Origin of the sequence: Schaalia turicensis ACS-279-V-Col4, assembly GCF_000296505.1 — a bacterium.
Lineage (GTDB): Bacteria > Actinomycetota > Actinomycetes > Actinomycetales > Actinomycetaceae > Pauljensenia > Pauljensenia turicensis_A.
Genome location: NZ_JH815209.1, coordinates 244,104 through 265,696, shown reverse-complemented (window position 1 = coordinate 265,696; position 21,593 = coordinate 244,104). Strand labels below are relative to the sequence as shown.

Genomic DNA, 21,593 nt, shown 5'->3' with positions numbered 1-21,593 from the left:
GAGGGCGAATCGTGACTTCTTCGCGTCAGCCGATTGTCCTGCTGGGGTCGACCGGTTCAATTGGTACTCAAGCGTTGGATATCGTTCGCGCGAATCCGTTGCGTTTCGATATCCGAGGTCTTGCTGCTGGCGGCGGCAATATTGAGCGTCTTGCGCGCCAGGTGGTTGAGTTCGATGTTCCTGTCGTCAGTGTGGATCGCCGTGTTGGTGGCGAGCTACGCGACGCGATTCATACCATTGATTCGTCTGCGCACCCGCAGATTATCGAAGGGCCGGACGGGGCAACTCAGGTGGCTTCACTTGTTCCTGACGGAGTTGTTCTGAACGGTATCACCGGGGGAGTTGGTCTGCTTCCCACGCTGGGTGCTTTGAAGTCCGGTGCGACGCTAGCTTTGGCGAATAAGGAATCGTTGGTCGTGGGTGGCCATGTGGTGCGTAGCGCCTGTGTGCGTCCGGGGCAGATTGTGCCTGTCGACTCCGAGCATTCGGCTATCGCTCAGGCGTTGGCCAGTGGAGTTCACGAGGCCGGCCTCACTTCACCAGTGGTCACCGGCCACACTGAGGTGGCCGATCTTGTTCTGACGGCATCAGGTGGCCCGTTTAGGGGTAAGAAGCGCGCTGAACTTGCTGATATCACTCCGGAAGCTGCTCTTGCTCACCCGACGTGGAACATGGGTCCGGTTGTCACGATCAATTCCTCGACGCTGGTCAACAAGGGGCTGGAGCTGATTGAGGCTCACCTGCTGTTTGATGTGGCTCCCGAGCACATTGTGACGACTGTTCACCCGCAGTCGATCGTGCACTCAATGGTGACGTGGATTGACGGTGCAACAACGCTTCAGGCTTCGCCACCCGACATGCGTCTGCCCATCGCCCTGGGCTTGACATGGCCCGAGCGCCTGCACGACGTGGAAAAGCCTCTGACGTGGGCCGATGCGCAGAGTTGGACCTTTGAACCGGTCGATAGCGATACCTTCCCTGCCATCAATCTTGCGCGTCATGCGGTGGCCTCGTCACCGACGCATGCAGCGGTGTACAACGCTGCGAATGAAGTGTTCGTCGATGCGTTTTTAGCCAAGAAACTACCGTGGCTGGGCATTGTCGATTCTTTGACAAAGGTTGTTGAGTCTCACGATGGTATTGCAGACCCGACGTTGGATGACATTCTTGGGGTCGAAGAATGGGCGCGCGCGCAGGCGAATGCGCTGGTGAGTAGATCTTCATGAGCTACCTGGCGGGGATCTTTGCCGTTGTCGTCGGCTTTATCATCACCGTTGGTCTTCACGAGCTTGGCCACCTTGTTCCGGCGAAGAAATTCGGCGCGGTCGTCAGTGAGTATGCGATCGGTTTTGGTCCGAAGATTGTGTCGCGTGAAGTCAAAGGCACGTTGGTTGTTTTTCGCGCGATTCCGCTGGGTGGTTACGTGCGTATCCTCGGCATGTTCGCCCCTGCCAAGCCGGGTCGTCGCACGCTGAATTCGAAGGGACAGCGGGATCTTGCTGAAGAAGCGCGCCACCAGAGTGCCCAAGAAATGCCCGAAGGGTGTGCACACCGTGCATTCTGGTGTCTGACGTGGTGGAAGAAAGCAATTGTTATGGCGGCTGGACCCGCGATGAATTTCTTGCTTGCGTTCCTTTTCCTCGTTATTGCGATGGTCGGCATTGGTTTCCGCACTGCCTCGTTAACGCTTGCGGATGTGTCTGCGACAATTCAGACGAATGCGGGTACCGTTGCGTCTCCGGCGTACGAGGCCGGTCTGACCGGGGGCGACACTCTCATCGCGCTTGATGGCCGGAACTTGAATGACTGGTCTGCCTTTAGAGACTCCATTGCCTCGTCCAATGGACAGCCTCTTCAGGTGACATTTGAACGCGATGGCGACCTTCATGAGGCCTCGTTATATCCGCGCAAGACGGAGGACGGCACGTACGTGGTGGGCGTGACTGCCGGATATGAATATACGGCGGCCTCGATGTGGGATGCGGCCAAGGAATATCGCTACATGTTCACGGGAACGGTGGGTGCAATTACGAAGATTCCACAGTCCCTGTGGAACGTTACGATGTCGATGGTGACGGGAAGTGAACGCGATTCGTCAGGCTTGATTTCGATTGTTGGAGTGTCACGAATTGCTGGTGAGGTGACCAGCGATTCTGCGGGCAGTGGCGTCGCGGATGTGCGTTCTCAGATTGCGTTCCTTTTGAGTCTGATGGCCTCGCTGAATATGGCGTTGGCGGTTTTCAATCTGATTCCTCTGCCGCCTCTCGATGGTGGGCACATCATTGGTGCGCTCTACGAAGGCGTGCGCGGAGGAGTGGCGCGCATGGGAGGAAAACAGAATCCTGGCCCGGTCGATACCGCCCGATTATTACCGCTGACCTGGGTTGTGGGAGCATTATTGGCGGTGATGAGCATCGTGCTTGTTATCGCTGACATTGTTGATCCGCTTTCATTGCGTTGAACTGGAGTTGAAATGGCCAAGGCTGTTTTTACGAACGACTATTCCGCGACTGCTCACCCGCAGATTCTTGCCGATTTGACGGCGTTTGGAATGCAGAAGTTCCCCGGTTATGGAATGGATGCGATCTGCGATGAAGCTGAAAAGCTGATCCTCGACCAGTGCGGTATTCCCGGTGGAGCAGTCCGTTTCATGGCCGGTGGAACCCTGATTAACGATCTTGCGATCGACCTGTTTTTGCGCCCGTGGCAGTCAGTGATCGCCACCGCTGACGGTCATATTGCTACCCACGAAGCCGGTGCGATTGAAAATTCTGGGCACCGTGTTCATACGATTCCTTCGCATGATGGCCTGATGGACCCAAGTGAGCTCGAAGCGACTCTTCTTGAATGGCGCGACGGCGGTGTGCGTGAGCATGTGACTGCGCCGGGCCTGGTGTATATTTCCCAGCCCACGGAGCTTGGAACGTTGTATTCGCTCGAACGACTGACTGCGATTTCTGAGATCTGTCATTCCTTCGGCGTTGGCCTTTACGTTGATGGCGCGCGTTTGGGATATGCGATGGGGTCGTCAGCAAATGACGTGACCTTCGCTGACCTGGCAACGCTGACCGATGCGTTCTCCATTGGTGGCGCCAAGTGCGGAATGATGATGGGTGAAGCCCTGGTCCTGCCCGCCGCGTCAAAGGCTGACTACTCACTGCGTGCGATGATGAAGATCCACGGCGGACTGGCGTCGAAGGGCTGGATCCTGGGCTCGCAGTTCCGCACGATGTTCGCCGACGGTCTGTACCTTCGCATTACGCGCGAGGCTACCCAGCGCGCTCAGCGGATCGAACAGGCATTCAAAGACGCCGGTTTTGAGATGCTGGTGGATTCTCCGACGAACCAGCTCTTCCCGATTCTCCCGCTTGAAATGGCTGAGGACGCGCGCGAGCGTTTTGCTATCGAAAAATGGGCGCCGGTCGCCGACACGGTGGCGGTTCGTTTCGTCATTTCGTGGTCCACCACAGATGAAGACGAAGCTGCCCTCCTTCAGTGGATTGCGACCTCGTCTGCGTGTTAACCTCCAGTAGCTCCTTAGCTGCTTGAGGACTCACATCACCCCAGTCAGTTCCGAGTTACCTTGTACCAACACCGATAACGGATGCCCGGTGTGAAGTGAAAGCGCGGGTTTCCATGTTTCTCCCTTGAATTCGCGTCCATTGAGTGAAATGCAGAGACTAAATGGTGACAGTGACATATCTTCATTAACCTTTCCCACACCTTTGCGCTAAGAAGAAACAGCCGAAGTGGGAGATAATGAGCGCGTGAGTGAAATATCTTTAGGCATCCCCGCAGTAAAGACGTCTCCGTTCCCGCGTAAGAAGACGCGGTCGATCATGGTTGGAGATGTTCGCGTTGGTGGTGGCGCCCCCGTTTCTGTCCAGTCGATGACCACAACGAAAACCCACGACATCGGTGCAACTTTGCAGCAGATTGCAGAGCTCACCGCAGCAGGGTGCGACATCGTTCGTGTCGCATGCCCGACGGATAAGGACGCTGAGGCGCTTGCGATCATCGCACAGCAATCGCGTATCCCCGTTATCGCGGATATTCACTTCAACCCGAAGTACGTGTTTGCAGCCATTGATGCGGGCTGTGGAGCTGTCCGCGTGAACCCCGGTAACATCCGCAAGTTCGACGACCAGGTGAAAGAAATCTGTAAGGCGGCATCCGACGCCGGTGTTTCTTTGCGCATTGGCGTGAATGCTGGTTCGCTGGATCCTCGTCTGCTGAAGAAGTACGGCAAGGCGACTCCCGAGGCCCTCGTTGAATCGGCAGTCTGGGAAGCGTCACTGTTCGAAGAAAATGACTTCCACGACTTCAAGATCTCCGTGAAGCACCATGATGTTCTCACCATGGTTGAGGCATACCGCCAGCTGTCGGAAAAGGGCGACTGGCCACTGCACCTCGGTGTGACCGAAGCCGGTCCCGCATTCCAAGGCACCATCAAGTCGGTGTCCGCATTCTCGGTTCTTCTTTCAGAAGGCATTGGTGACACGATCCGCGTGTCCTTGTCTGCGCCTCCGGTCGAGGAAGTCAAGGTTGGCACCAAGCTTCTTGAATACATGGGGCTTCGTGATCGCACTCTTGAAATCGTTTCATGCCCGTCGTGTGGCCGCGCGCAAGTTGACGTGTGGACCTTGGCAGAAAACGTCACCGAAGGTCTCAAGGAATTGACCGTTCCGTTGCGTGTTGCCGTCATGGGGTGCGTCGTTAACGGACCTGGTGAAGCTCGCGAAGCCGACCTTGGTGTCGCGTCGGGCAACGGCAAGGGCCAGATCTTCATTCGCGGTGAAGTTGTTGACACCGTTCCCGAAGATCAGATCGTTGAAACTCTGATTGCTCGCGCACACGCGCTAGCTGAAGAAATGGGTCTGACTGAGGGGGATGGTCAAGTCGAAGTTATTCCCGTCGGTCGCTAAGAAAAGGACTTGCAAGAATGAAAAAATCACGTGCCTTCGGTCTGGGACTGCTTGCAACCGGCGCCTCACTGTACGCCACCGGTTTCCCGAAACGTCTGGGTCTGACCGCTTCAGAAGCCTTGATTTCACTTCCCGGTGATCTTCTTGTGCCCCGCGCTGACGTTCAGGTTGATCGAGCAGTTCGAATTAACGCTCCGGCTTCTACTGTCTGGTCGATCATCGAAGCTGCTCTTGAAGACGAATCCTTGCTAAAGGCTAAAGAGGAAGAATCGTGCATCATCCTGAATGCTCCCAAGCCTGGAACCGAGGGTGAAGAAATCGATCAGATGGGAACGTGCGTTCTTGCCCTGCTCGACTTGGGTAATGGTCGCACGATGCTCCATATGCGCGAACGTCACACCAGCGACGGAACCAACCTTGACAAGGCAAAGCTCTACGGATTGCTTTCCCTTGAAACCTACGGGGCGATGATGATGCTTCGCGACATCCGTAAGGCAGCTGAGTCCATCTAACGTTCTGAATCAGACGCGTGGCGCGTTCGACGGTTACACTAGAGAAACCGTCGTGGCTCGCCAAAATCGTTTGTGCTAGACGGGCTGGTCCAAAGGAGGACATATGGCGCCGTGGGCTGGCGTAGCAATGCTCGTAGTAACTGGCCTTACCATCATTGTTGGCTGGTGCTGGGTATGGGCTGGTCTCACTCGTCGTACACGCGTCGTTGCCATGGAACGATTGTTCCCGTATAGCCCCACTCCAGTTATTCCTCAGATCCAAGCGATCATTTGGCCGGCTGTGCCCGTTGTTGGGTGCCTGTGGATCGCAGTCGGTGCCTACAGTGCTCAGACCATCATCGGCCACGAGACACTGTTCGAACGCACTATTGTCATCTTCCTTTTTGCATTGGTTCCCTTGATCGCTGTCTGGATTATGTGTGGACAGAGCCTGCCAACATGGATGTACCCCGGCTGGCGAGCAGAGCACTATTACCGAACACACCCTAAAGTCGCCGAAAAAGAACTCAATGCTCGTACGGCTAGGCGCTTCGTGGGCGTGAGAGCCTGAACGTCAATGTGTGAGAAAAGAGGAGCTCGGCCTCGTCGATGACCTCAAGGTGCACACCACTGACGTGGTGCACTAATCTTGAAGGCGTGCTGAGAACTCTATCGTCATACTTTGTGCGCACTTTGCGCGAAGACCCAGCTGACGCTGAGGTCGATTCCCACAAGCTCCTTGTTCGTGCCGGCTACATCCGACGCACTGCCCCCGGTATCTACACGTGGTTGCCTCTTGGCCTGCGCGTTCTGCGCAAGGTCGAAGGCATCGTCCGTGAAGAAATGGATCGCATGGGCGCTCAGGAAGTTCACTTCCCGGGTCTGATCCCGGCAGAGCCCTACAAGGCAACGAACCGTTGGGAAGAATACGGTCCGACGCTGTTCAAGCTGAACGACCGCAAGGCGGGGGATTACCTGCTGGCTCCCACCCATGAGGAAATGTTCACCCTACTGGTGAAAGACATGTATTCCTCATACAAGGATCTGCCGACCACCCTGTACCAGATTCAGACGAAGTATCGCGACGAAGCTCGCCCGCGTGCAGGCCTGATTCGAGGTCGCGAATTCGTCATGAAGGATGCCTACTCCTTCGACCTTACCGACGAGGGCCTGGACGCTTCCTACAATGCGCAGCGCGAGACCTACCAGCGGATCTTCAACCGCCTTGGTCTTGAATTCGTCATCGTGTCCGCAATGTCGGGCGCCATGGGTGGCTCGCGTTCGGAAGAATTCCTGCACCCCAGCCCGATCGGCGAAGACACCTTCGTTCGTTCACCCGGTGGTTATGCAGCAAACGCTGAGGCAGTGACGACGTCGGCACCGGATCCGGTCGATGCGTCCAACGTGGGTCCGGCTCGCGTTGTTCCGACCCCGGATTGTGCGACCATTGAGTCCCTCGTTGATCTGCTGAACGCACAATACCCGCGTGAAGACGGTCGTGCATGGACCTCAGCTGACACGTTGAAGAATGTTGTCGTCGTTCTGACCCAGCCTGGCGGCTCGCGTGAACTGCTCGTCATTGGCCTGCCCGGTGACCGTGAGGTCGACATGAAGCGCCTCGAAGCAGCTGTCGCACCCGCCGAAGTTGAGATGGCAACCGACAAGGACTTCGAGGATCACCCCGAACTGGTCCGTGGCTACATTGGCCCGCAGGTGATCGGACCGAACTCGCCGGCACGTACAACCGACGAGGATGGGAACCCGACCGGTTCCGTCCGCTATCTTGTGGATCCTCGCGTCGTTGAGGGCACCACCTGGGTGACCGGCGCAAACCAGGATCGTCACCATGTGATCGACCTGGTTATGGGACGCGATTTTGCAGTCGACGGCACCATCGAGGCCGCCGAGGTTCGCGAAGGCGATCAGGCTCCCGACGGTTCAGGTTCGCTTCACCTCGAACGAGGCATCGAAATTGGCCACATTTTCCAGCTTGGTCGCAAGTATGCGGAGGCTCTGGGCCTGACGGTTCTCGACGAGAACGGCAAGTCCCAGGTTGTCACCATGGGCTCGTACGGCATCGGCGTTTCCCGCGTGCTCGCAGCACTCGCTGAGTCGAACCACGACGATAAGGGTTTGGCGTGGCCGGCTCAGATCGCACCGTTCGACGTGCACGTTCTGGCAACCGGTAAGGGCGATGAGCTCTTCGACACTGCCAAGGGCCTCGCTGAAGAACTCGAAGCCGCCGGCATGGACGTCCTCTACGATGATCGTCGCAAGGTCTCGGCTGGCGTCAAGTTCGCTGACGCCGAGCTCATCGGTATTCCACTGGCTCTGGTTGTTGGCCGTGGCCTGAAGGATGGTCTGGTCGAGGTTCGTCAGCGCGCCACCGGTGAAAAGACCGAAATGCCACTCGCGCAGGCCGTTGAAGCTCTGAAGGCTGCTCACGCTGAGATTCTTGGAGGCAAATGATGGCAATCCGCGATATTCGCATCATCGGCGATCCGATTCTGCGCACCCAGTGCGATCCGATCACGGATATTGATGCTTCGGTGAAGCTGCTGGTCGAGGATCTGCTTGAAGGTGTTGACATGGAAGGCCGCGCAGGTCTTGCCGCCAACCAGATCGGTGTCGGTCTTCGTGCGTTCTCGTGGAACATTGACGGCGAAATCGGCTACGTCCTCAACCCGAAGATTGTGGAACTGTCGGCTGACGAATTCCAAGACGGTGATGAAGGGTGCCTGTCAGTTCCTGATCTCTGGTATCCGACCGAACGCGCGTGGTATGCGCGCGTCGAAGGCATCAACCTGGACGGTAAGACGATCGTTGTTGAAGGTGAAGAGCTGATGGCTCGTTGCCTGCAGCACGAGTGCGATCACTTGGATGGCATGATCTACATTGATCGCCTGGATCGTAAGACTCGTAAGAAGGCTTTGAGGGACATTCGTAACTCACACTTCTGATCGAGTCGTTGCAACGCCGTCGCACCCTCTTGCTATATGGTGCGACGGCGTTTACAGTTAAATTACACCGTTGTGAGATGTGGCAGTGCTAGTTGAGGGCGTAGGGGAAGACGATCCTCAAAGACTATGGAGGTCACATTGAGAGGGACATACACCCGCGGTGTACTTTTCGTGCATTCAACACCGCCCGCGCTGTGCCCACATATCGAATGGGCAGTTGGTACGGCTCTCGGTCAAGATGTGCGTCTTCAGTGGACCGCGCAAGACGCTGCTCCCGGCATGGTGCGTTGCGAGTTCTCGTGGGTCGGACCGGTCGACTCGGGTGCGCGCCTCGCCTCAGCTCTGCGTGGCTGGGAACACCTGCGCTACGAGGTCACCGAAGAAGCCACGGCTTCCACGGACGGTGGTCGCTGGGCTCATACTCCATCACTCGGCATCTTCCACTCGCAGATGGACACTGTCGGAAACGTCGTCGTTCCTGAAGACCGTATTCGTGCCGCCATTGAGAGCGCCACGAATTACGAGGAATTGCGCGAAGGCCTTGATCTTGCCCTCGGACAAGCGTGGGACGATGAGCTGGAATCCTTCCGTCACGCCGGTGCCGGCGCACCGGTTCGCTATCTGAATTCCAAGGTCGGCTAACCGGTGGGTTCGATCGCTGACCTGCTCGGGTACACGCTCAACGCTGAAGGGGAGAAGTCCGATATCTCCCCTGAAACAGGCGGTGCGATCAATGAAGCGGGGGAGGCCTCGTCCCCTAAAACTGAGCACGCGCGTGAGGTGACGATGGATGCCATCTTGGAATTTGTCGATCTTGCCCCCGAAGATGCGCGCGGTGACCTGACGCTGAAAAAGGATCTGGATATCGATACGTTGGTCAGGTACGCGATCGTTGCACGCATTGAACACGAGTTGAAGCTATCGATTCGAGATACTGAGGTTGATGCGTGGGAGACAGTGGACGATGTGCTTTCCGATGTTGCGGGGCGCATGTAGGTGAAACCGCGTTCGAGGACCGTCTTTTTCATCTTCTTTGACTTCGGTCAAGAAAAGGTGATGAGACGGTTTTTCTTTTGTGTAGTTTCGGCAAGTCGTGGACTTTCGTCCTAGATTTACGTCACCATAGATAGCGCAACACAGTAGTGAAGCTGAGCATGCTCACAAGCATCGCTCAGTACACGTAACCACAGACGAAGGAGTCGCAGGTGAGGGAAACGAAGCGTATCGAGGAAGACCTCTTGGGCGCACGAGAAGTTCCGCTCGAGGTTTACTGGGGTATTCACACGCTCCGCGCAATCGAGAACTATCAGATCTCCGGTTCGACAATCGCTGAGGAACCTGAATTTGTCCGTGGCATGGTTGCCGTCAAGAAAGCGTCAGCAATGGCGAACCGGAAGCTGGGGACACTGAGCGACACAATCGCCGATGCGATTATTTGGGCGTGCGACGAAATCCTGGAAGATGGGCGCTGTTTGGATCAGTTCCCGATCGACGTGTTCCAAGGTGGTGCGGGCACCAGCGTCAATATGAATACAAACGAAGTTGTCGCTAACCTTGCGCTGGAACACCTAGGGTACGCGAAGGGACGCTACGCGCACATCAACCCGAATGATCACGTCAACAAGTCTCAGTCGACAAACGACGCCTATCCCACCGGCTTCCGCTTGGGCTTGTACAAGAAGGTCGACGATCTGGTGGATGAACTCGAGCGTTTGATCGAATCTTTCACATCGAAGGGCTTGCAGTTCCGCGACGTCATCAAGATGGGGCGCACTCAGCTACAGGATGCCGTCCCTATGAGCCTAGGCAAAGAGTTTGAAGCATTCAGTGTGCTCTTGGGTGAAGAGATCCCGCGTCTGCGTAACAACTCGGCGCTACTGCTGGAAGTTAACCTTGGCGCGACCGCTATTGGCACTGGCCTGAATACTCCTGACGGATATCAGGACACCGTCGTTCACTGCCTGCGTGAGGTCACGGGACTGCCGATCAGGGGAGCGGACGACCTGTTGGAAGCAACCTCCGATACTGGTGCCTACGTGTCGATGCACGCCTCCATTAAACGTCTTGCGGTTAAACTATCGAAGATCTGCAATGACCTGCGACTTCTGTCGTCTGGACCTCGTGCGGGCTTGGGTGAAATTCGCTTGCCTGAACGCGCTGCCGGATCGTCGATTATGCCGGCGAAGGTGAACCCGGTGATCCCGGAGGTCGTGAACCAGGTGTGCTTCAAGGTGATGGGCAACGATGTGGCGCTGACCTTCGCGGCTGAAGCTGGCCAGTTGCAACTGAACGTCATGGAGCCGGTAATCGGCCAAACTCTGTTTGAGTCCATCAACCTGCTGGCGAACGCGATACGGACCCTGCGTGAGCTCTGCGTCATCGGCATCGAGGCAAACGAGGATGTCTGTCGTAACAATGTCCTGAACTCGATCGGTATTGTCACCTACCTTAACGAGGTGATCGGGCACGCGAACGGTGACGCGGTTGGTCGCGAGTGTGCGCGTAGTGGTCGCAACGTTCGCGAGGTTGTTCTTGAAATGGGACTTCTGGACGAGGCTGCGCTGGATGAACTGCTCAGCGTTGAAAACCTGTTGCGCCCGAAGTACCGCGACATGAGATACTACTCGGGTGGCGACCCGTCGGTCGTGGAATTGGAGGACGAAGAGTAATCGTTCATATGGCGTCGCACGCTCGGCGCATAAAAAACTGCTGGGACACTCGGGTGAGTATCCCAGCAGTTTTCGTTTGTCTTATTGACGAGGCCTGACGCGGCGACTGAGCGCCGCGTCAGGGTAGTAGTTCGTCTTAGTGTGCCTGGTCTGCAACAGAATCGATTCCGCAGTTGAACAGGTCGTAGCGCGTAATTGCCTGAGCAACGACGCTACGATCGATCTTGCCCTGATCGGCGAGAGTCTGCAGGGTGCGAACGACCAGCGACTCAGCGTCGATGTGGAAGAAGCGACGTGCTGCACGGCGGGTGTCGGAAATACCGAAGCCGTCGGCACCGAGCACACGGTACTCGCCGGGCACCCACTGGCGGATCAGATCCTGGGTCAGCGTGTCGAAGTCGGAGGTTGCGATGAATGGGCCTTCGCAACCGGCCAGTTTCTGCGTGAGGTACGCGGTGCGCGGTGCTTCCTCCGGGTGGAGGAAGTTGTGCTCGTCGGCATCCAGGCCGTCGCGTCGCAGTTCGTTCCACGAGGTAACTGACCACACGGCTGCGTCAACGCCCCAGTCTTCAGCAAGCATGCGCTTGGCGTCGCGTGCCCACGGCACACCCACGCCGGAAGCGAGTAGCTGGACCTTGTGACCCTGGCCTGAGTGATCCTCGACCTTGTAGATACCCTTCTTGATACCTTCAACGTCAACGTTCTGAGGCTCTGCAGGCTGGTGAATCGGCTCGTTGTAGACGGTGATGTAGTACATGACGTTCGGGTCACGACCATCGTTCTCACCGTACATGCGTGCCAGGCCGTCCTCCATGATGTAACGGAGTTCGTAGGCGTATGCCGGGTCGTAGGAGACGAACGCGCGGTTGGTGGAAGCCAGAACCTGTGAGTTGCCATCCATGTGCTGCAGGCCTTCGCCGGCGAGCGTGGTACGACCAGCGGTTGCACCGATGACGAAGCCCTTCGCCATCTGGTCGCCGGCAGCCCAGAACTGGTCGCCGGTGCGCTGGAAACCGAACATCGAGTAGAAGATGTAAACGGGAACCATCGGCAGGTTGTGGGTCGCGTATGCGGTGCCAACAGCCTGGAAGGCAGCGGCGGAGCCGGCCTCGGTGATGCCCGTGTGGAGAACCTGACCCTGCTCGGATTCCTTGTAGGAGAGCATCATGTCAGCGTCAACGGCCGTGTAATTCTGGCCGTGCGTGTTGAAGATCTTTGCGGACGGGAAGATCGCGTCGAGGCCGAAGGTACGGGCTTCGTCAGGAATGATCGGGACGAAGTAACGGCCAACCTGCTTGTCCTTGAAGAGGTCCTTGAACAGGCGAACGAGTGCCATGGTTGTTGCGACCTCGAGTGGGCCGGAGCCCTTCGACAGACCCTCGAACGGCTTGGTCGGCAACGGTGGTAGCTTCGGCTGACGGTCGTCACGACGCTCGGGAACCCAACCGCCAAGCTTCTCGCGACGTTCCTTCATGTAGAGGAGTGCCGGATCGTCCTCAGACGGCTTGTAGTACGGAGGCATGTAGGGATCGCGTTCGAGCTCTGCGTCCGTGATCGGAATCTGTAGACGATCTCGTAGCTGCTTCGCATCTTCCAGCGTCAGCTTCTTCATCTGGTGGGTTGAGTTACGACCTGCGAAGTGCGAACCAAGAGCGTAGCCCTTAATGGTATGCGCCAGAATGACGGTCGGTTGGCCGGTGTGCTCCATCGCTGCCTTGTAAGCGGCGTAGACCTTGCGGTAGTCGTGGCCACCGCGCTGCAGTGCCCAGATCTGGTCGTCGGTCCAGTTCTGAACCATGGCCTTGGTGCGCGGGTCGCGACCGAAGAAGTGCTCGCGAACGTATGCGCCGTCGTTGGCCTTGAAGGTCTGGTAGTCGCCGTCGAGCGTGTCGTTCATGACGTGGACAAGAGCGTCGTCCTTGTCGGAGGCGAGCAGCTGATCCCAGCCACGGCCCCAGATGACCTTGATGACGTTCCAGCCGGCGCCCTTGAAGAAGGCTTCCAGTTCCTGGATGATCTTGCCGTTACCGCGGACCGGGCCGTCGAGGCGCTGCAGGTTGCAGTTGACGACGAAGGTCAGGTTGTCGAGGCCCTGCTGGGCGGCAAGCTGGAGCATGCCACGCGATTCGGGCTCGTCCATTTCACCGTCGCCGATGAATGCCCAGGTGTGCTGTTGCGACGTGTCCTTGATGCCACGCAGGTGCAGGTAGCGGTCGAACCATGCCTGATAGATGGCTTCTGCCGGGCCGAGGCCGAGGGAGACGGTGGGGTACTCCCAGAAGTCGGGGAGCTGGCGCGGGTGCGGATACGAGGGCAGACCGTGTTCGGTCGATGCCTGCTGACGGAAGCCGTCCATTTCTTCTTCGGAAAGACGACCTTCGACGAACGCACGTGCGTAGGGGCCCGGAGAGGCATGGCCTTGGAAGAAGACGTGGTCGCCACCGCCCGGGTGATCCTTACCGCGGAAGAAGTGGTTTAAACCAACTTCGTACAGGGTGGCAACGGATGCGTAGGACGAGATGTGTCCGCCGACCTTGACGCCGGGGCGCTGTGCGCGCGTCACCTGGACGGCTGCGTTCCAGCGGATCCAACGGCGGTACTGGCGCTCCATGGCCTCGTCACCGGGGAAGTAGGGCTCTTCGTGCACCGGGATGGTGTTGACGTAAGGAGTCGTGTATTCCTGCGGAACATGGACGCCCTGGTGGCGTGCCTGATCCAGCATGTGAAGCAGGATGTAGCGGGCACGCGGACCACCCTTTTCGTCGATCAATCCGGACAGCGACTCAATCCATTCGGCGGTCTCTGCCGGATCGTTGTCCGGAACCTGGCTAATCAGGCCGTTAACAACGGGATGGTTTTCGCTCAAGTGACTCACGAATCCCCTCTGGTATTGCTTAGCTTTTACGGTGGTGCACGGCTTCGTGACCTTGTTCCTATTGTCCACTGTTCGGGCTCTTCATGCGACCCCTACAGGGACTTCTGACCCATGAGTAATGCCTCATTATTGCACGCTGTGCCATCGGGAAGATGTGCTCGACCTTTCCGCTGGTCTTCACGGCGTGGACAAATGGAGTTTCAGCAGTGATGTGCAATACGATAAAAGGGTGTTAGATACTTCAGCGCTCCGTGCGCTCACGCCGAAGGGTGGTTGTTCATCATGGCGGTGAGCCTCGGTTTCACACCGGGACAGATTGTTCAAGAATTTTACGTCGACGATGATGCTGACCAGCAGATTCGCGTCTCCATTGAATCCGAGACGGGCGAACAGCTCGTCGACGAGGACTACGGAGATGTCGTTGACGGTGCCATCGTGTGGTGGCGTGCAGATGATGCTGAAGAAGATGATCTTGCCGACCTTCTGGTTGATGCTCTGTCGAACCTTGATGACGGTGGTCTGATCTGGGTCTTCATCCCGAAGCCGGGTCGTGCTGGAACCGTTCCTGTTGCTGATGTTGAAGAAGCTGCGAAGGTTGCGGGATTGCATTCCACGTCCGCTGCCTCGGTTGGTAATGACTGGGCGGGTATTCGTTTGACGGCTCGTCCTCGGGGTCGTTGATTTTAGTCTCAAAAAGCCACTGGGATTCGCGCGAGAAACGCAAGCCCAGTATGCTTTCGACTGTTCCCGCGCGTGTGCGGGTAACGGGCCTGTAGCTCAGTTGGTCAGAGCGCTGCGTTTACACCGCAGATGTCGTCGGTTCGAATCCGGCCGGGCCCACTTTTGGTACCCACGTGCTTTTCCCACCAACGTGAATACTGCCTAAAGTCAACGCGCAGGAGCGGACCGGTTCCGGTCCGCTCCTGCGCGAATTGGCGTGAAGTACTTAGTTCGTCGATGGTCGGCTCATCATGTAAAGCACCATTTTTGCTTTGGTTAGTGCTTTAACCGCGTGTGGTAGGCGCGTAGGAAAATGCACCATTCCGCCGGGACGCAACGTCACCGTTTTACCGTCCCCACTGATTTCTAGTTCACCTTCAAGGGCTTGAACAATCACCGGCATCGCGGCGGTGTGCTCGGATAGTTCTTCTCCCTCGTCGAACGAGAACAACACCACGTTCACCCCCTCAGCGCGCATGAGCGTTGTAGAAGTGGTTGAGTTCGCACAATACTCAACGTGCTGCGCAAGGTTTTCAATAAACCCCAGCGCGCCTGCTGATGATGGTTTGAGTTCAGTCATAATCAAATCTCCTTTTCTTCCAGGCTAGCGGTGGGTTTGCGCGCGACGATAGCGATGCCGGTTAAACTGTCGCGGTATTCGTTGAACGTTGCGCGCATATCCAATATGCGGCGACGCAAATCCTTGTCACGCGCAACGTTACGCATAATTCGCGCAACTCCGACTATGCCTTCATCGGCTAGATTACGACGTGGGGACAGTAAAGCCATCGGCTCATATCCCACCCATTCGATACAAAAACCCGACTGTTCTAACAATCCGCACCATTCAGCGCGAGTAAGAGGGCGAGCATTAACCCTAATCGTGCGGGCTAGGCGCTGTCGCAACTGGTCCGCAAACGCCGCGTCTATGCTGTCAGGGGTGAGTCCAAGTTCGTGGATCGCATAGCAACCGCCTGGTTGAAGCAGTCGGAACGCTTCGGCGATGATCTCTCGCTTGCCTTTATCGCCTTGCATGGTCAGCATCGCTTCACCAACCACAACCTGAGCTGATTCGGACTCAAGGCCGGTGTCTTGCGCATTTGCATTGACAACTGTGCCCCTCGGCCCCACCATTGCCTGCACTCGTGCGACGGCATCTGGATCTTGATCCACGCCCGTGTAGGAGGCGATTCCTCGCTCAAGCATGAGCGTGGCCGTACGTCCCAATCCCGGAGCGAATTCCAGCACTTTCTTGCCAGATAGATCGGCCGCATCCAACATTCGATTCGTTAGTTTCAATCCGCCCGGGCGTAAAACTCGCTTGCCTGCCCGGGCAAGCACCCAATGGCCTGCCGCAACACGAGTTGACCGGTCACTTTGCGGAAGGCGGGGTTCATTCTTATCTGTGTCCATGATGCCAACAGTACTAGAACGAATTAGGTAAGCCCAACCTAAGGATGCATTGTGTTGTTAGAGAGGATTGCGCAGACGATGTACGTCCGCGCAATCCGTAAGCTAGCTATTAATAACGTAGATGGGGTGTTGAGCTTCGCGCTGTGCGAGGGAGCAGCTTCATTGAGCCAAGGCTCCAATTATGTTGCTGGAAAGGTTTAGCAGGCGGCAATCTCTTCCCGCAGCTGATGCTTGAGCGTCGGGGTGGCCCACGAAATATCCACCGCATTCAGGCAGAGCTGCTTGAGGAAGTCCTCGTCTGCGTCCAACTCATCGGCAACTAGCTGTAGATTCTCGCCGATGTAGCCGCCGAAGTATGCAGGGTCGTCGGAATTGATGCAGATCTTCATTCCCTTGTCAGATAACTGCTTGATCAGCTGAGTCTTGGAGCCGTCCGAAACCCAGGTGTTGGAAACCGGACAGCTGGTCAGGCCGATCTTGTTGTCCACCAGATACTGCACATAGTCGGGGTTCTCGATGACGTTAGTGCCGTGGTCGATGCGGTCAACCTTGATCTCCTCGATCAGCTGGCGGATGTGCTCGATCGAGTTCTTAATGTCGACGTCGGCGTGCATAGTCAGCAGGAAGCCCTCCTCGCGAGCGCGAGCGAAGACCTCGGCGAACTTCTCGGGCGCATTGTCAGTTTCGTCGGAGTCCAGCCCGACGCCGATGATCCAGTGCTTGTAATCCAGGGCCTGGGTCAGCGTGGCCATCGCATACTCGGCCTGGAAGTCGCGCAGGAAGCACATGATCAGAGCCGACTTGATGCCCAACTTCTTCTCGGCCTCGACCTGGGCGCGGTGCAGACCATGGATGACGGTGTGGAACGAGACGCCACGGCAGGTGTGCGCCTGGGGGTCGAAGAATATTTCCACGTAGCGCACGTTCTGCTCGGCTGCCTTGCTCAGGTATGCCATGGCTAGGTCGTAAAAATCCTCGGCGGTCAGCAGCACGTTCATGCCGTCGTAGTACGCAGCCAGGAAGGACGCCAGATCGTCGAAATCGTATGATTCGCGAACCTGGTCGGGGGTTTCCTCGGCGAGCTTGATGCCATTGCGCTCGGCGAGCTTGAACTTCAGCTCCGGCTCGAGCGTGCCCTCGATGTGTAGGTGCAGCTCAACCTTGGGCAGTTTCTGAACGAAGGGTGAAATCTTCACTTTGAGTCCTAGTTGCTGGAAATTACAGGATCGGTGACGACGAACTTGACGCAGTCGATCAGGCCCAGATCGGTGATCGCCCACTCCGGGATTGCGGTGATCGACAGGAACAACAGCTGGCCGAACGGCGACGGCAGATCGCTGCCCAACTCCTCGCGGGCGATGCGATCCATCTCCTGTTCGGCAGCGGCCATCTCCTCAGCTGGAATGTCAGCTACGATGCCGGCTACCGGCAGTGGCAAGCTGCCGATGACCTCGCCATCGGCAACAGCCACCTGGCCACCTCCAAGCCTAGTCACCTCGTTGATGGCGAGGGCCATGTCTGCCGCATTGGTTCCGGCCACCACGACGTTGTTGTCATCTGGCGAGTTGGAGGTCGCGATCGCACCCTTCTTGATACCGAAACCGTTGATGAAGGCAACCGGCAGGTTGTCGGTCTTGCCGTAGCGCTCGGCGACGGCAACCATGATTGCGTCCTTTTCGGTGCAGGGCTGAACCACGCCGTCGACGATGTCCAGCTCGATCTCCGCGCCGGGACGGCGGAAGGCCACGTCCTTGCTGAGCACTATCGCCTGAACGACTGCTTTGGAGCCCTCGGCCTCGACCTTGATGCGGCTTGCGTCCACTTCCTTCAGCTTGAAGGTGTCGGTCACAACCGAGGTGCGCTCGGGCGCCACCGGAGCTACGACCGACTTGCCGTTCTCGGCGACGATGCGGCCAGCGGTCATCACGCGTGCGGGTCGGAAGTCATTCAGGTCGTCCACGAACAGGATGTCGGCGAAGCGGCCGGGCGCGATCGAGCCGATCTTGTGATCGAGCTTGTACATGCGAGCGGTGTTGATCGAGCCCATCTGAATTGCCTGCATCGGGGTCACGCCGCACTCGATGGCCAGGCGAACCACGTAGTCGAGATGGCCACGGCCAAGCACATCGCTCGAGGTTATGTCATCGGTGCAGAAACCGACACGGTCGCTCGGGGCGCCCATCTCGGTGACCAGCTTGATGTTCTCGCGCAGCATCGGGGCCGCGGTCGACTCCCTGATGATGATGTCGATGCCGTTGCGCAACTTCTCCAGCTCTTCCTCAGGCGAGTAAGACTCGTGACATAGGACGACCCCGGAAGAGGCGTATCCAGCCACCCTGCGGGCGTCCACCAGAGGCGCGCAGCCGAAGGCGTGCAGTCGGTTCTTCTCCGCCATGTCCATCGCGGCCAGAACGTCCTCATCGCCGTCCTCAACCATCTCCTGAACCGTCTCCCAGAGGCCGACGCACTCGGGCAGCTCCTGGGCTATCTTGTGGTCCTCGGCCTTGAACGCATAACCGACGTTGGACTCGGGGATGGTGTAGGGCGCCTTAGCGGGTGCTCCCCACCAGACGTGTACCGACGAGTCGGCGGCCTCCGCCAGGAACTCCTTGACGCCGTCAATGCCTGCGGCGACCAACACCTGATCGAGTCCGGAGATGACCGAGGTGGTGCCATAACGTGCGACCATGTCGGCGAGCATCGTCACAGAGAGCTTCGAGCACTCGATGTGCAAGTGGCCGTCGATCAAACCCGGGGTCAGGTAGCGGCCCTCGGCGTCGATGATCTCGGTATTGGGGCCCTTCTGCACAGACACATCGCCGACGGCAGCCACACGGCCGTCCGCGATGGCCACGTCTGCTGGATAGATCTCGCCAGTTAGGACATTAACCAGCTTGCCGTTTTCGATGATTTTGTCAGCATGTGCCCTGCCGTAGGCCACATCCATTACGTGCCGGTTAGGCATTTTTACTCCTTCGCTTTAGGGGCGCGCGGTCACGCGATCCCTAAGTTCTTCTTTTTATTGGTGATTGTGAGTGCTATGAACAGGACGCCGCTGACCACTATCCCGGCGGGAATCGCCAAGTCAGGGGCATATTCCGGGTGTTGCGGCGAGATCGCAGCTGCAATCGGGCCGATGAAATATCCGGTGTTGGCAAATAGCGCGGAAGCGATCATTCCGGCAATCAGCGAGACGAATCCGGGCAGCTTCACGCCCCCGACGCCCCAGTAGACCCCGCCCTTGTCGTTCATCAAGCCAGCCAGATCGTAATTGCCGCGTCTCATGACCCAATCGACGAGATAGATCGTGATCCAAGGTGCTAGCCAGACGCTCAGCGAACCGACGAAGGCGCTCAGCAGCGCGTAGAACGACGACTGGGCGACCGCGAAGATAGTGATCAAGATGCAAATGATCGAGTCAGTGACGACAACCACCGGGCGCTTTGCCGGGATGCCGGCGGTCTGCAGGTTAAGTGACGACGAATAAAGGTTGGTGCCGTTTTGTACCATCAGGCCGAAGCCCACTAGAAGTAGAAACGGCACAGAGAACCCCGCAGGCAAGATCGCGGGAACGGCTAGCGGGTCGGAGAGGTCAACGTCGGGGCCGACTGCGACCGTAGCCATGGCGGCGCCTAGGCTCTGCAACAAGAGGTACGGCACGAAACCGCCCAGCGCGGCCCAGGTGCCAACCGATAACGGGCTGGTTTCTTCGGGCAAATATCGTGAGAAGTTCGAGCCGGAGCATGCCCAACTCAGGCCGCCGGAGACCACTACTAGACTGATCGCGCTGATCATCGCGTTGATGTCGGCGCCTACCTCGCCCGTCGCGATGTTTACCTTGGGCAGGATCAGTACTGCCAGGATTACGAACGCGCAGGCGAAAATGATCGTGGCGAATTTCTGCGCTGCCATCAGGAAGTTGTAGCCGATCAGCGGCAGCAGCATTTGGATAAGGCCGAGCACCACGATGCCCGCGACCTGCGTAACGCCCGAGATATCGATGCCGAAAATGCCTAGTAGCGCGGCAATCGCGTAATAAACGAGCACCAGACCAGCAGCTTCGAAGCCGAGCAACATCAGCCACGAGAACAGGCCATTTGCTCGTCCGCCTCGAGGACCCAGGCTAGAGCGGCTGATCGTCATGTTGGTCGTGCCGGTCTTGGGGCCCTGCAACGAGGCCAGCGCCAACAGCGGGTAGGCGATTAGGTTGCCGACGACGATCGCCACGATAGCCTGCCAGAAACTGAGGCCGAAAAGAATCACCAGCAGCGCGCCGTAAGAGACGGTGAAGATGTTCGTGGTTGTGCCGGCCCAGAGGAAGAATAAGTCGATAGCTTTTCCGTGCCGACGATGTGGTGGCACGAGATCAATGCCCTGTTGATCGATACCTGAAGAGGTTTCAAGAGCCGCTGGATCTGACAAATTGTCTCCTTAGTTTTCAAGGTGCCCAGCCGAACTGGGTTAGGATCCGATCTCGAGTTTATAGAACCGCCTAGGCCGATTCAACTTGCTGTAAAGCGATTTCTGGTTTAATGCCGTCCCTAAAGAAATAGAGTGGATTGCAAAGCGAAAGATAGTTGCCGAAGCTGGATGCAGAATGCCTATCCGCGGCAACAATAGTTGAACAGGGAGCAGAGAATGATTGGCGCGATTATTGGTGACATTGTGGGCTCAGACTATGAGTTCCAGCCCGTTGATACCTACGACTTTGAGCTGTTTCCTCAAGCAGCGGACTTCACTGATGACTCCTTGATGACCATCGCGGTTGCCATGGCCATCAAGGACTACCAGGCACTCGATGAGCGAACCAGATCGGAGCAGAACCTGCACGACCTCCTCGTATCGCACATGCAAACGATGGGGCGCAGGTTTCCAGACCCGAAAGGCGCATACGGCGGCAGTTTTGGGATGTGGCTAGGCGAAGAGAATCCAGAGCCTTACAACTCGTGGGGCAACGGTAGTGCGATGCGGGTGTGTGCAGCGGCAGAACTTGCCACCAGCCTTGAAGAGGCTTTGTATTTAGCGAAGGCCAGTGCGGAAGTCACACACAATCATCCCGAAGGGATTAAAGGCGCGCAGGCTGTAGCTGCCGCGATCTACCTAGCGCAAACAGGTAAAACACAGCAGGAGATAGCAGGCTACATTCGCGAAAACTTCTACGACCTCGACTTCACCATCGAACAAATCAAACCCACCTACGGATTTTACGAATCCTGCCAGGAAACCGTGCCGCAGGCGATCCAGGCCTTCCTCGAATCGGAAAGCTTTGAGCAGGCAATCCGAAACACCATCTGGTTGGGTGGTGACGCCGACACCATGGGGGCCATCACCGGTTCGATCGCCTGGGCGTATTACAAGCACAACGGGGGAGTAGACCCCCAAATGCGATTGATGTCCGATACCGCCCTCGAATACCTTCCCCAAGACCTTCGCGGGTATGTGATTGCCTACGAGGCTGGTCTAGCCGAGCTCTAGGCGAGCCTGCTTCCATTACGCGCCGTCACGGTACTGCCGAGCCTTGCGCTGTACGGGGAGTAGAG

At 57.4% G+C, this 21,593-nt stretch carries 19 protein-coding genes and 1 tRNA gene; 14 read left to right on the top strand and 6 right to left on the bottom strand.

Annotation, left to right across the window (positions count from 1 at the left end):
• Window positions 1-11 precede the first annotated feature (11 nt).
• The 11 genes from dxr to aspA all read left to right on the top strand — a co-directional run bounded on the left by dxr (window position 12) and on the right by aspA (window position 11,045).
• Window positions 12-1,226, top strand: a complete 1,215-nt coding sequence (gene dxr / locus HMPREF9241_RS04855; RefSeq protein WP_006681164.1) for a 1-deoxy-D-xylulose-5-phosphate reductoisomerase — start codon at window positions 12-14, stop codon at window positions 1,224-1,226.
• On the top strand, window positions 1,223-2,461 hold the full coding sequence (locus HMPREF9241_RS04850; protein ID WP_006681163.1) for a M50 family metallopeptidase: 1,239 nt from the start codon (window positions 1,223-1,225) through the stop codon (window positions 2,459-2,461). The genes dxr and HMPREF9241_RS04850 overlap by 4 nt, the downstream gene beginning before the upstream one ends.
• A 12-nt stretch (window positions 2,462-2,473) precedes the next feature.
• Window positions 2,474-3,523, top strand: coding sequence for a threonine aldolase family protein (locus tag HMPREF9241_RS04845; protein WP_006681162.1), 1,050 nt, complete (start codon window positions 2,474-2,476; stop codon window positions 3,521-3,523).
• Window positions 3,524-3,749: 226 nt separating this feature from the next.
• Complete coding sequence (ispG, locus tag HMPREF9241_RS04840) at window positions 3,750-4,925, top strand: flavodoxin-dependent (E)-4-hydroxy-3-methylbut-2-enyl-diphosphate synthase (protein ID WP_006681161.1); 1,176 nt, start codon at window positions 3,750-3,752, stop codon at window positions 4,923-4,925.
• A gap of 17 nt (window positions 4,926-4,942) precedes the next feature.
• Window positions 4,943-5,437 (top strand): hypothetical protein, encoded by a 495-nt coding sequence (locus tag HMPREF9241_RS04835; protein WP_006681160.1) that lies wholly within the window; start codon window positions 4,943-4,945, stop codon window positions 5,435-5,437.
• A gap of 103 nt (window positions 5,438-5,540) precedes the next feature.
• A complete protein-coding gene (locus HMPREF9241_RS04830) occupies window positions 5,541-5,987 on the top strand; it encodes a hypothetical protein (protein ID WP_006681159.1) in 447 nt (148 codons plus the stop codon).
• An 86-nt stretch (window positions 5,988-6,073) separates the two neighbouring features.
• Window positions 6,074-7,885, top strand: coding sequence for a proline--tRNA ligase (locus HMPREF9241_RS04825; RefSeq protein WP_040318555.1), 1,812 nt, complete (start codon window positions 6,074-6,076; stop codon window positions 7,883-7,885).
• Complete coding sequence (gene def, locus HMPREF9241_RS04820; RefSeq protein WP_006681157.1) at window positions 7,885-8,376, top strand: peptide deformylase; 492 nt, start codon at window positions 7,885-7,887, stop codon at window positions 8,374-8,376. Before HMPREF9241_RS04825 ends, def begins: the two co-directional genes overlap by 1 nt.
• Before the next feature lie 138 nt (window positions 8,377-8,514).
• Entirely contained in the window at window positions 8,515-9,018 is a 504-nt protein-coding gene (locus HMPREF9241_RS04815; protein WP_006681156.1) for a DUF3145 domain-containing protein, read from the top strand.
• 3 nt (window positions 9,019-9,021) lie between these two features.
• Window positions 9,022-9,372 carry an acyl carrier protein gene (locus HMPREF9241_RS04810; protein ID WP_006681155.1) on the top strand — a complete coding sequence of 117 codons (351 nt, stop codon included), beginning with the start codon at window positions 9,022-9,024 and terminating at the stop codon, window positions 9,370-9,372.
• Between the two features lie 209 nt (window positions 9,373-9,581).
• Window positions 9,582-11,045 carry an aspartate ammonia-lyase gene (aspA, locus tag HMPREF9241_RS04805; protein ID WP_006681154.1) on the top strand — a complete coding sequence of 488 codons (1,464 nt, stop codon included), beginning with the start codon at window positions 9,582-9,584 and terminating at the stop codon, window positions 11,043-11,045.
• Between the two features lie 136 nt (window positions 11,046-11,181).
• Here the strand turns inward: aspA and aceE are convergent, their stop codons facing one another.
• Window positions 11,182-13,920, bottom strand: a complete 2,739-nt coding sequence (gene aceE / locus HMPREF9241_RS04800) for a pyruvate dehydrogenase (acetyl-transferring), homodimeric type (RefSeq protein ID WP_040318609.1) — start codon at window positions 13,918-13,920, stop codon at window positions 11,182-11,184.
• Between the two features lie 282 nt (window positions 13,921-14,202).
• On the opposite strand from aceE, the gene HMPREF9241_RS04795 reads away from it, so the two are divergent.
• Entirely contained in the window at window positions 14,203-14,601 is a 399-nt protein-coding gene (locus HMPREF9241_RS04795; RefSeq protein ID WP_006681152.1) for a DUF3052 domain-containing protein, read from the top strand.
• Between the two features lie 85 nt (window positions 14,602-14,686).
• Window positions 14,687-14,760: transfer RNA gene (locus tag HMPREF9241_RS04790), tRNA-Val, on the top strand.
• Between the two features lie 106 nt (window positions 14,761-14,866).
• On the opposite strand, the gene HMPREF9241_RS04785 is transcribed toward HMPREF9241_RS04790, so the two are convergent.
• The 5 genes from HMPREF9241_RS04785 to HMPREF9241_RS04765 form a co-directional block, all read right to left on the bottom strand.
• Entirely contained in the window at window positions 14,867-15,220 is a 354-nt protein-coding gene (locus tag HMPREF9241_RS04785) for a cupin domain-containing protein (RefSeq protein WP_006681151.1), read from the bottom strand.
• Window positions 15,221-15,222: 2 nt separating this feature from the next.
• Window positions 15,223-16,053 carry a class I SAM-dependent methyltransferase gene (locus HMPREF9241_RS04780; RefSeq protein WP_006681150.1) on the bottom strand — a complete coding sequence of 277 codons (831 nt, stop codon included), beginning with the start codon at window positions 16,051-16,053 and terminating at the stop codon, window positions 15,223-15,225.
• Between the two features lie 197 nt (window positions 16,054-16,250).
• Window positions 16,251-17,249, bottom strand: a complete 999-nt coding sequence (gene add / locus HMPREF9241_RS04775; RefSeq protein WP_006681148.1) for an adenosine deaminase — start codon at window positions 17,247-17,249, stop codon at window positions 16,251-16,253.
• 8 nt (window positions 17,250-17,257) lie between these two features.
• Window positions 17,258-19,018, bottom strand: coding sequence for an adenine deaminase C-terminal domain-containing protein (locus HMPREF9241_RS04770; RefSeq protein WP_006681147.1), 1,761 nt, complete (start codon window positions 19,016-19,018; stop codon window positions 17,258-17,260).
• 29 nt (window positions 19,019-19,047) lie between these two features.
• Window positions 19,048-20,475 (bottom strand): purine-cytosine permease family protein, encoded by a 1,428-nt coding sequence (locus HMPREF9241_RS04765; RefSeq protein ID WP_006681146.1) that lies wholly within the window; start codon window positions 20,473-20,475, stop codon window positions 19,048-19,050.
• A gap of 216 nt (window positions 20,476-20,691) precedes the next feature.
• On the opposite strand from HMPREF9241_RS04765, the gene HMPREF9241_RS04760 reads away from it, so the two are divergent.
• Entirely contained in the window at window positions 20,692-21,528 is an 837-nt protein-coding gene (locus HMPREF9241_RS04760; protein ID WP_006681145.1) for an ADP-ribosylglycohydrolase family protein, read from the top strand.
• The last annotated feature ends 65 nt before the right edge of the window (window positions 21,529-21,593 follow it).

Bases quoted from the DNA above. Each gene is read 5' to 3' on its own strand.
- HMPREF9241_RS04835 (WP_006681160.1), top strand. From the start codon at position 4,943: ATGAAAAAATCACGTGCCTTCGGTCTGGGACTGCTTGCAACCGGCGCC.
- HMPREF9241_RS04850 (WP_006681163.1), top strand. From the start codon at position 1,223: ATGAGCTACCTGGCGGGGATCTTTGCCGTTGTCGTCGGCTTTATCATC.
- HMPREF9241_RS04830 (WP_006681159.1), top strand. From the start codon at position 5,541: ATGGCGCCGTGGGCTGGCGTAGCAATGCTCGTAGTAACTGGCCTTACC.
- HMPREF9241_RS04785 (WP_006681151.1), bottom strand. From the start codon at position 15,220: ATGACTGAACTCAAACCATCATCAGCAGGCGCGCTGGGGTTTATTGAA.
- HMPREF9241_RS04795 (WP_006681152.1), top strand. From the start codon at position 14,203: ATGGCGGTGAGCCTCGGTTTCACACCGGGACAGATTGTTCAAGAATTT.
- HMPREF9241_RS04780 (WP_006681150.1), bottom strand. From the start codon at position 16,053: ATGGACACAGATAAGAATGAACCCCGCCTTCCGCAAAGTGACCGGTCA.
- HMPREF9241_RS04770 (WP_006681147.1), bottom strand. From the start codon at position 19,018: ATGCCTAACCGGCACGTAATGGATGTGGCCTACGGCAGGGCACATGCT.
- def (WP_006681157.1), top strand. From the start codon at position 7,885: ATGGCAATCCGCGATATTCGCATCATCGGCGATCCGATTCTGCGCACC.
- HMPREF9241_RS04760 (WP_006681145.1), top strand. From the start codon at position 20,692: ATGATTGGCGCGATTATTGGTGACATTGTGGGCTCAGACTATGAGTTC.
- HMPREF9241_RS04845 (WP_006681162.1), top strand. From the start codon at position 2,474: ATGGCCAAGGCTGTTTTTACGAACGACTATTCCGCGACTGCTCACCCG.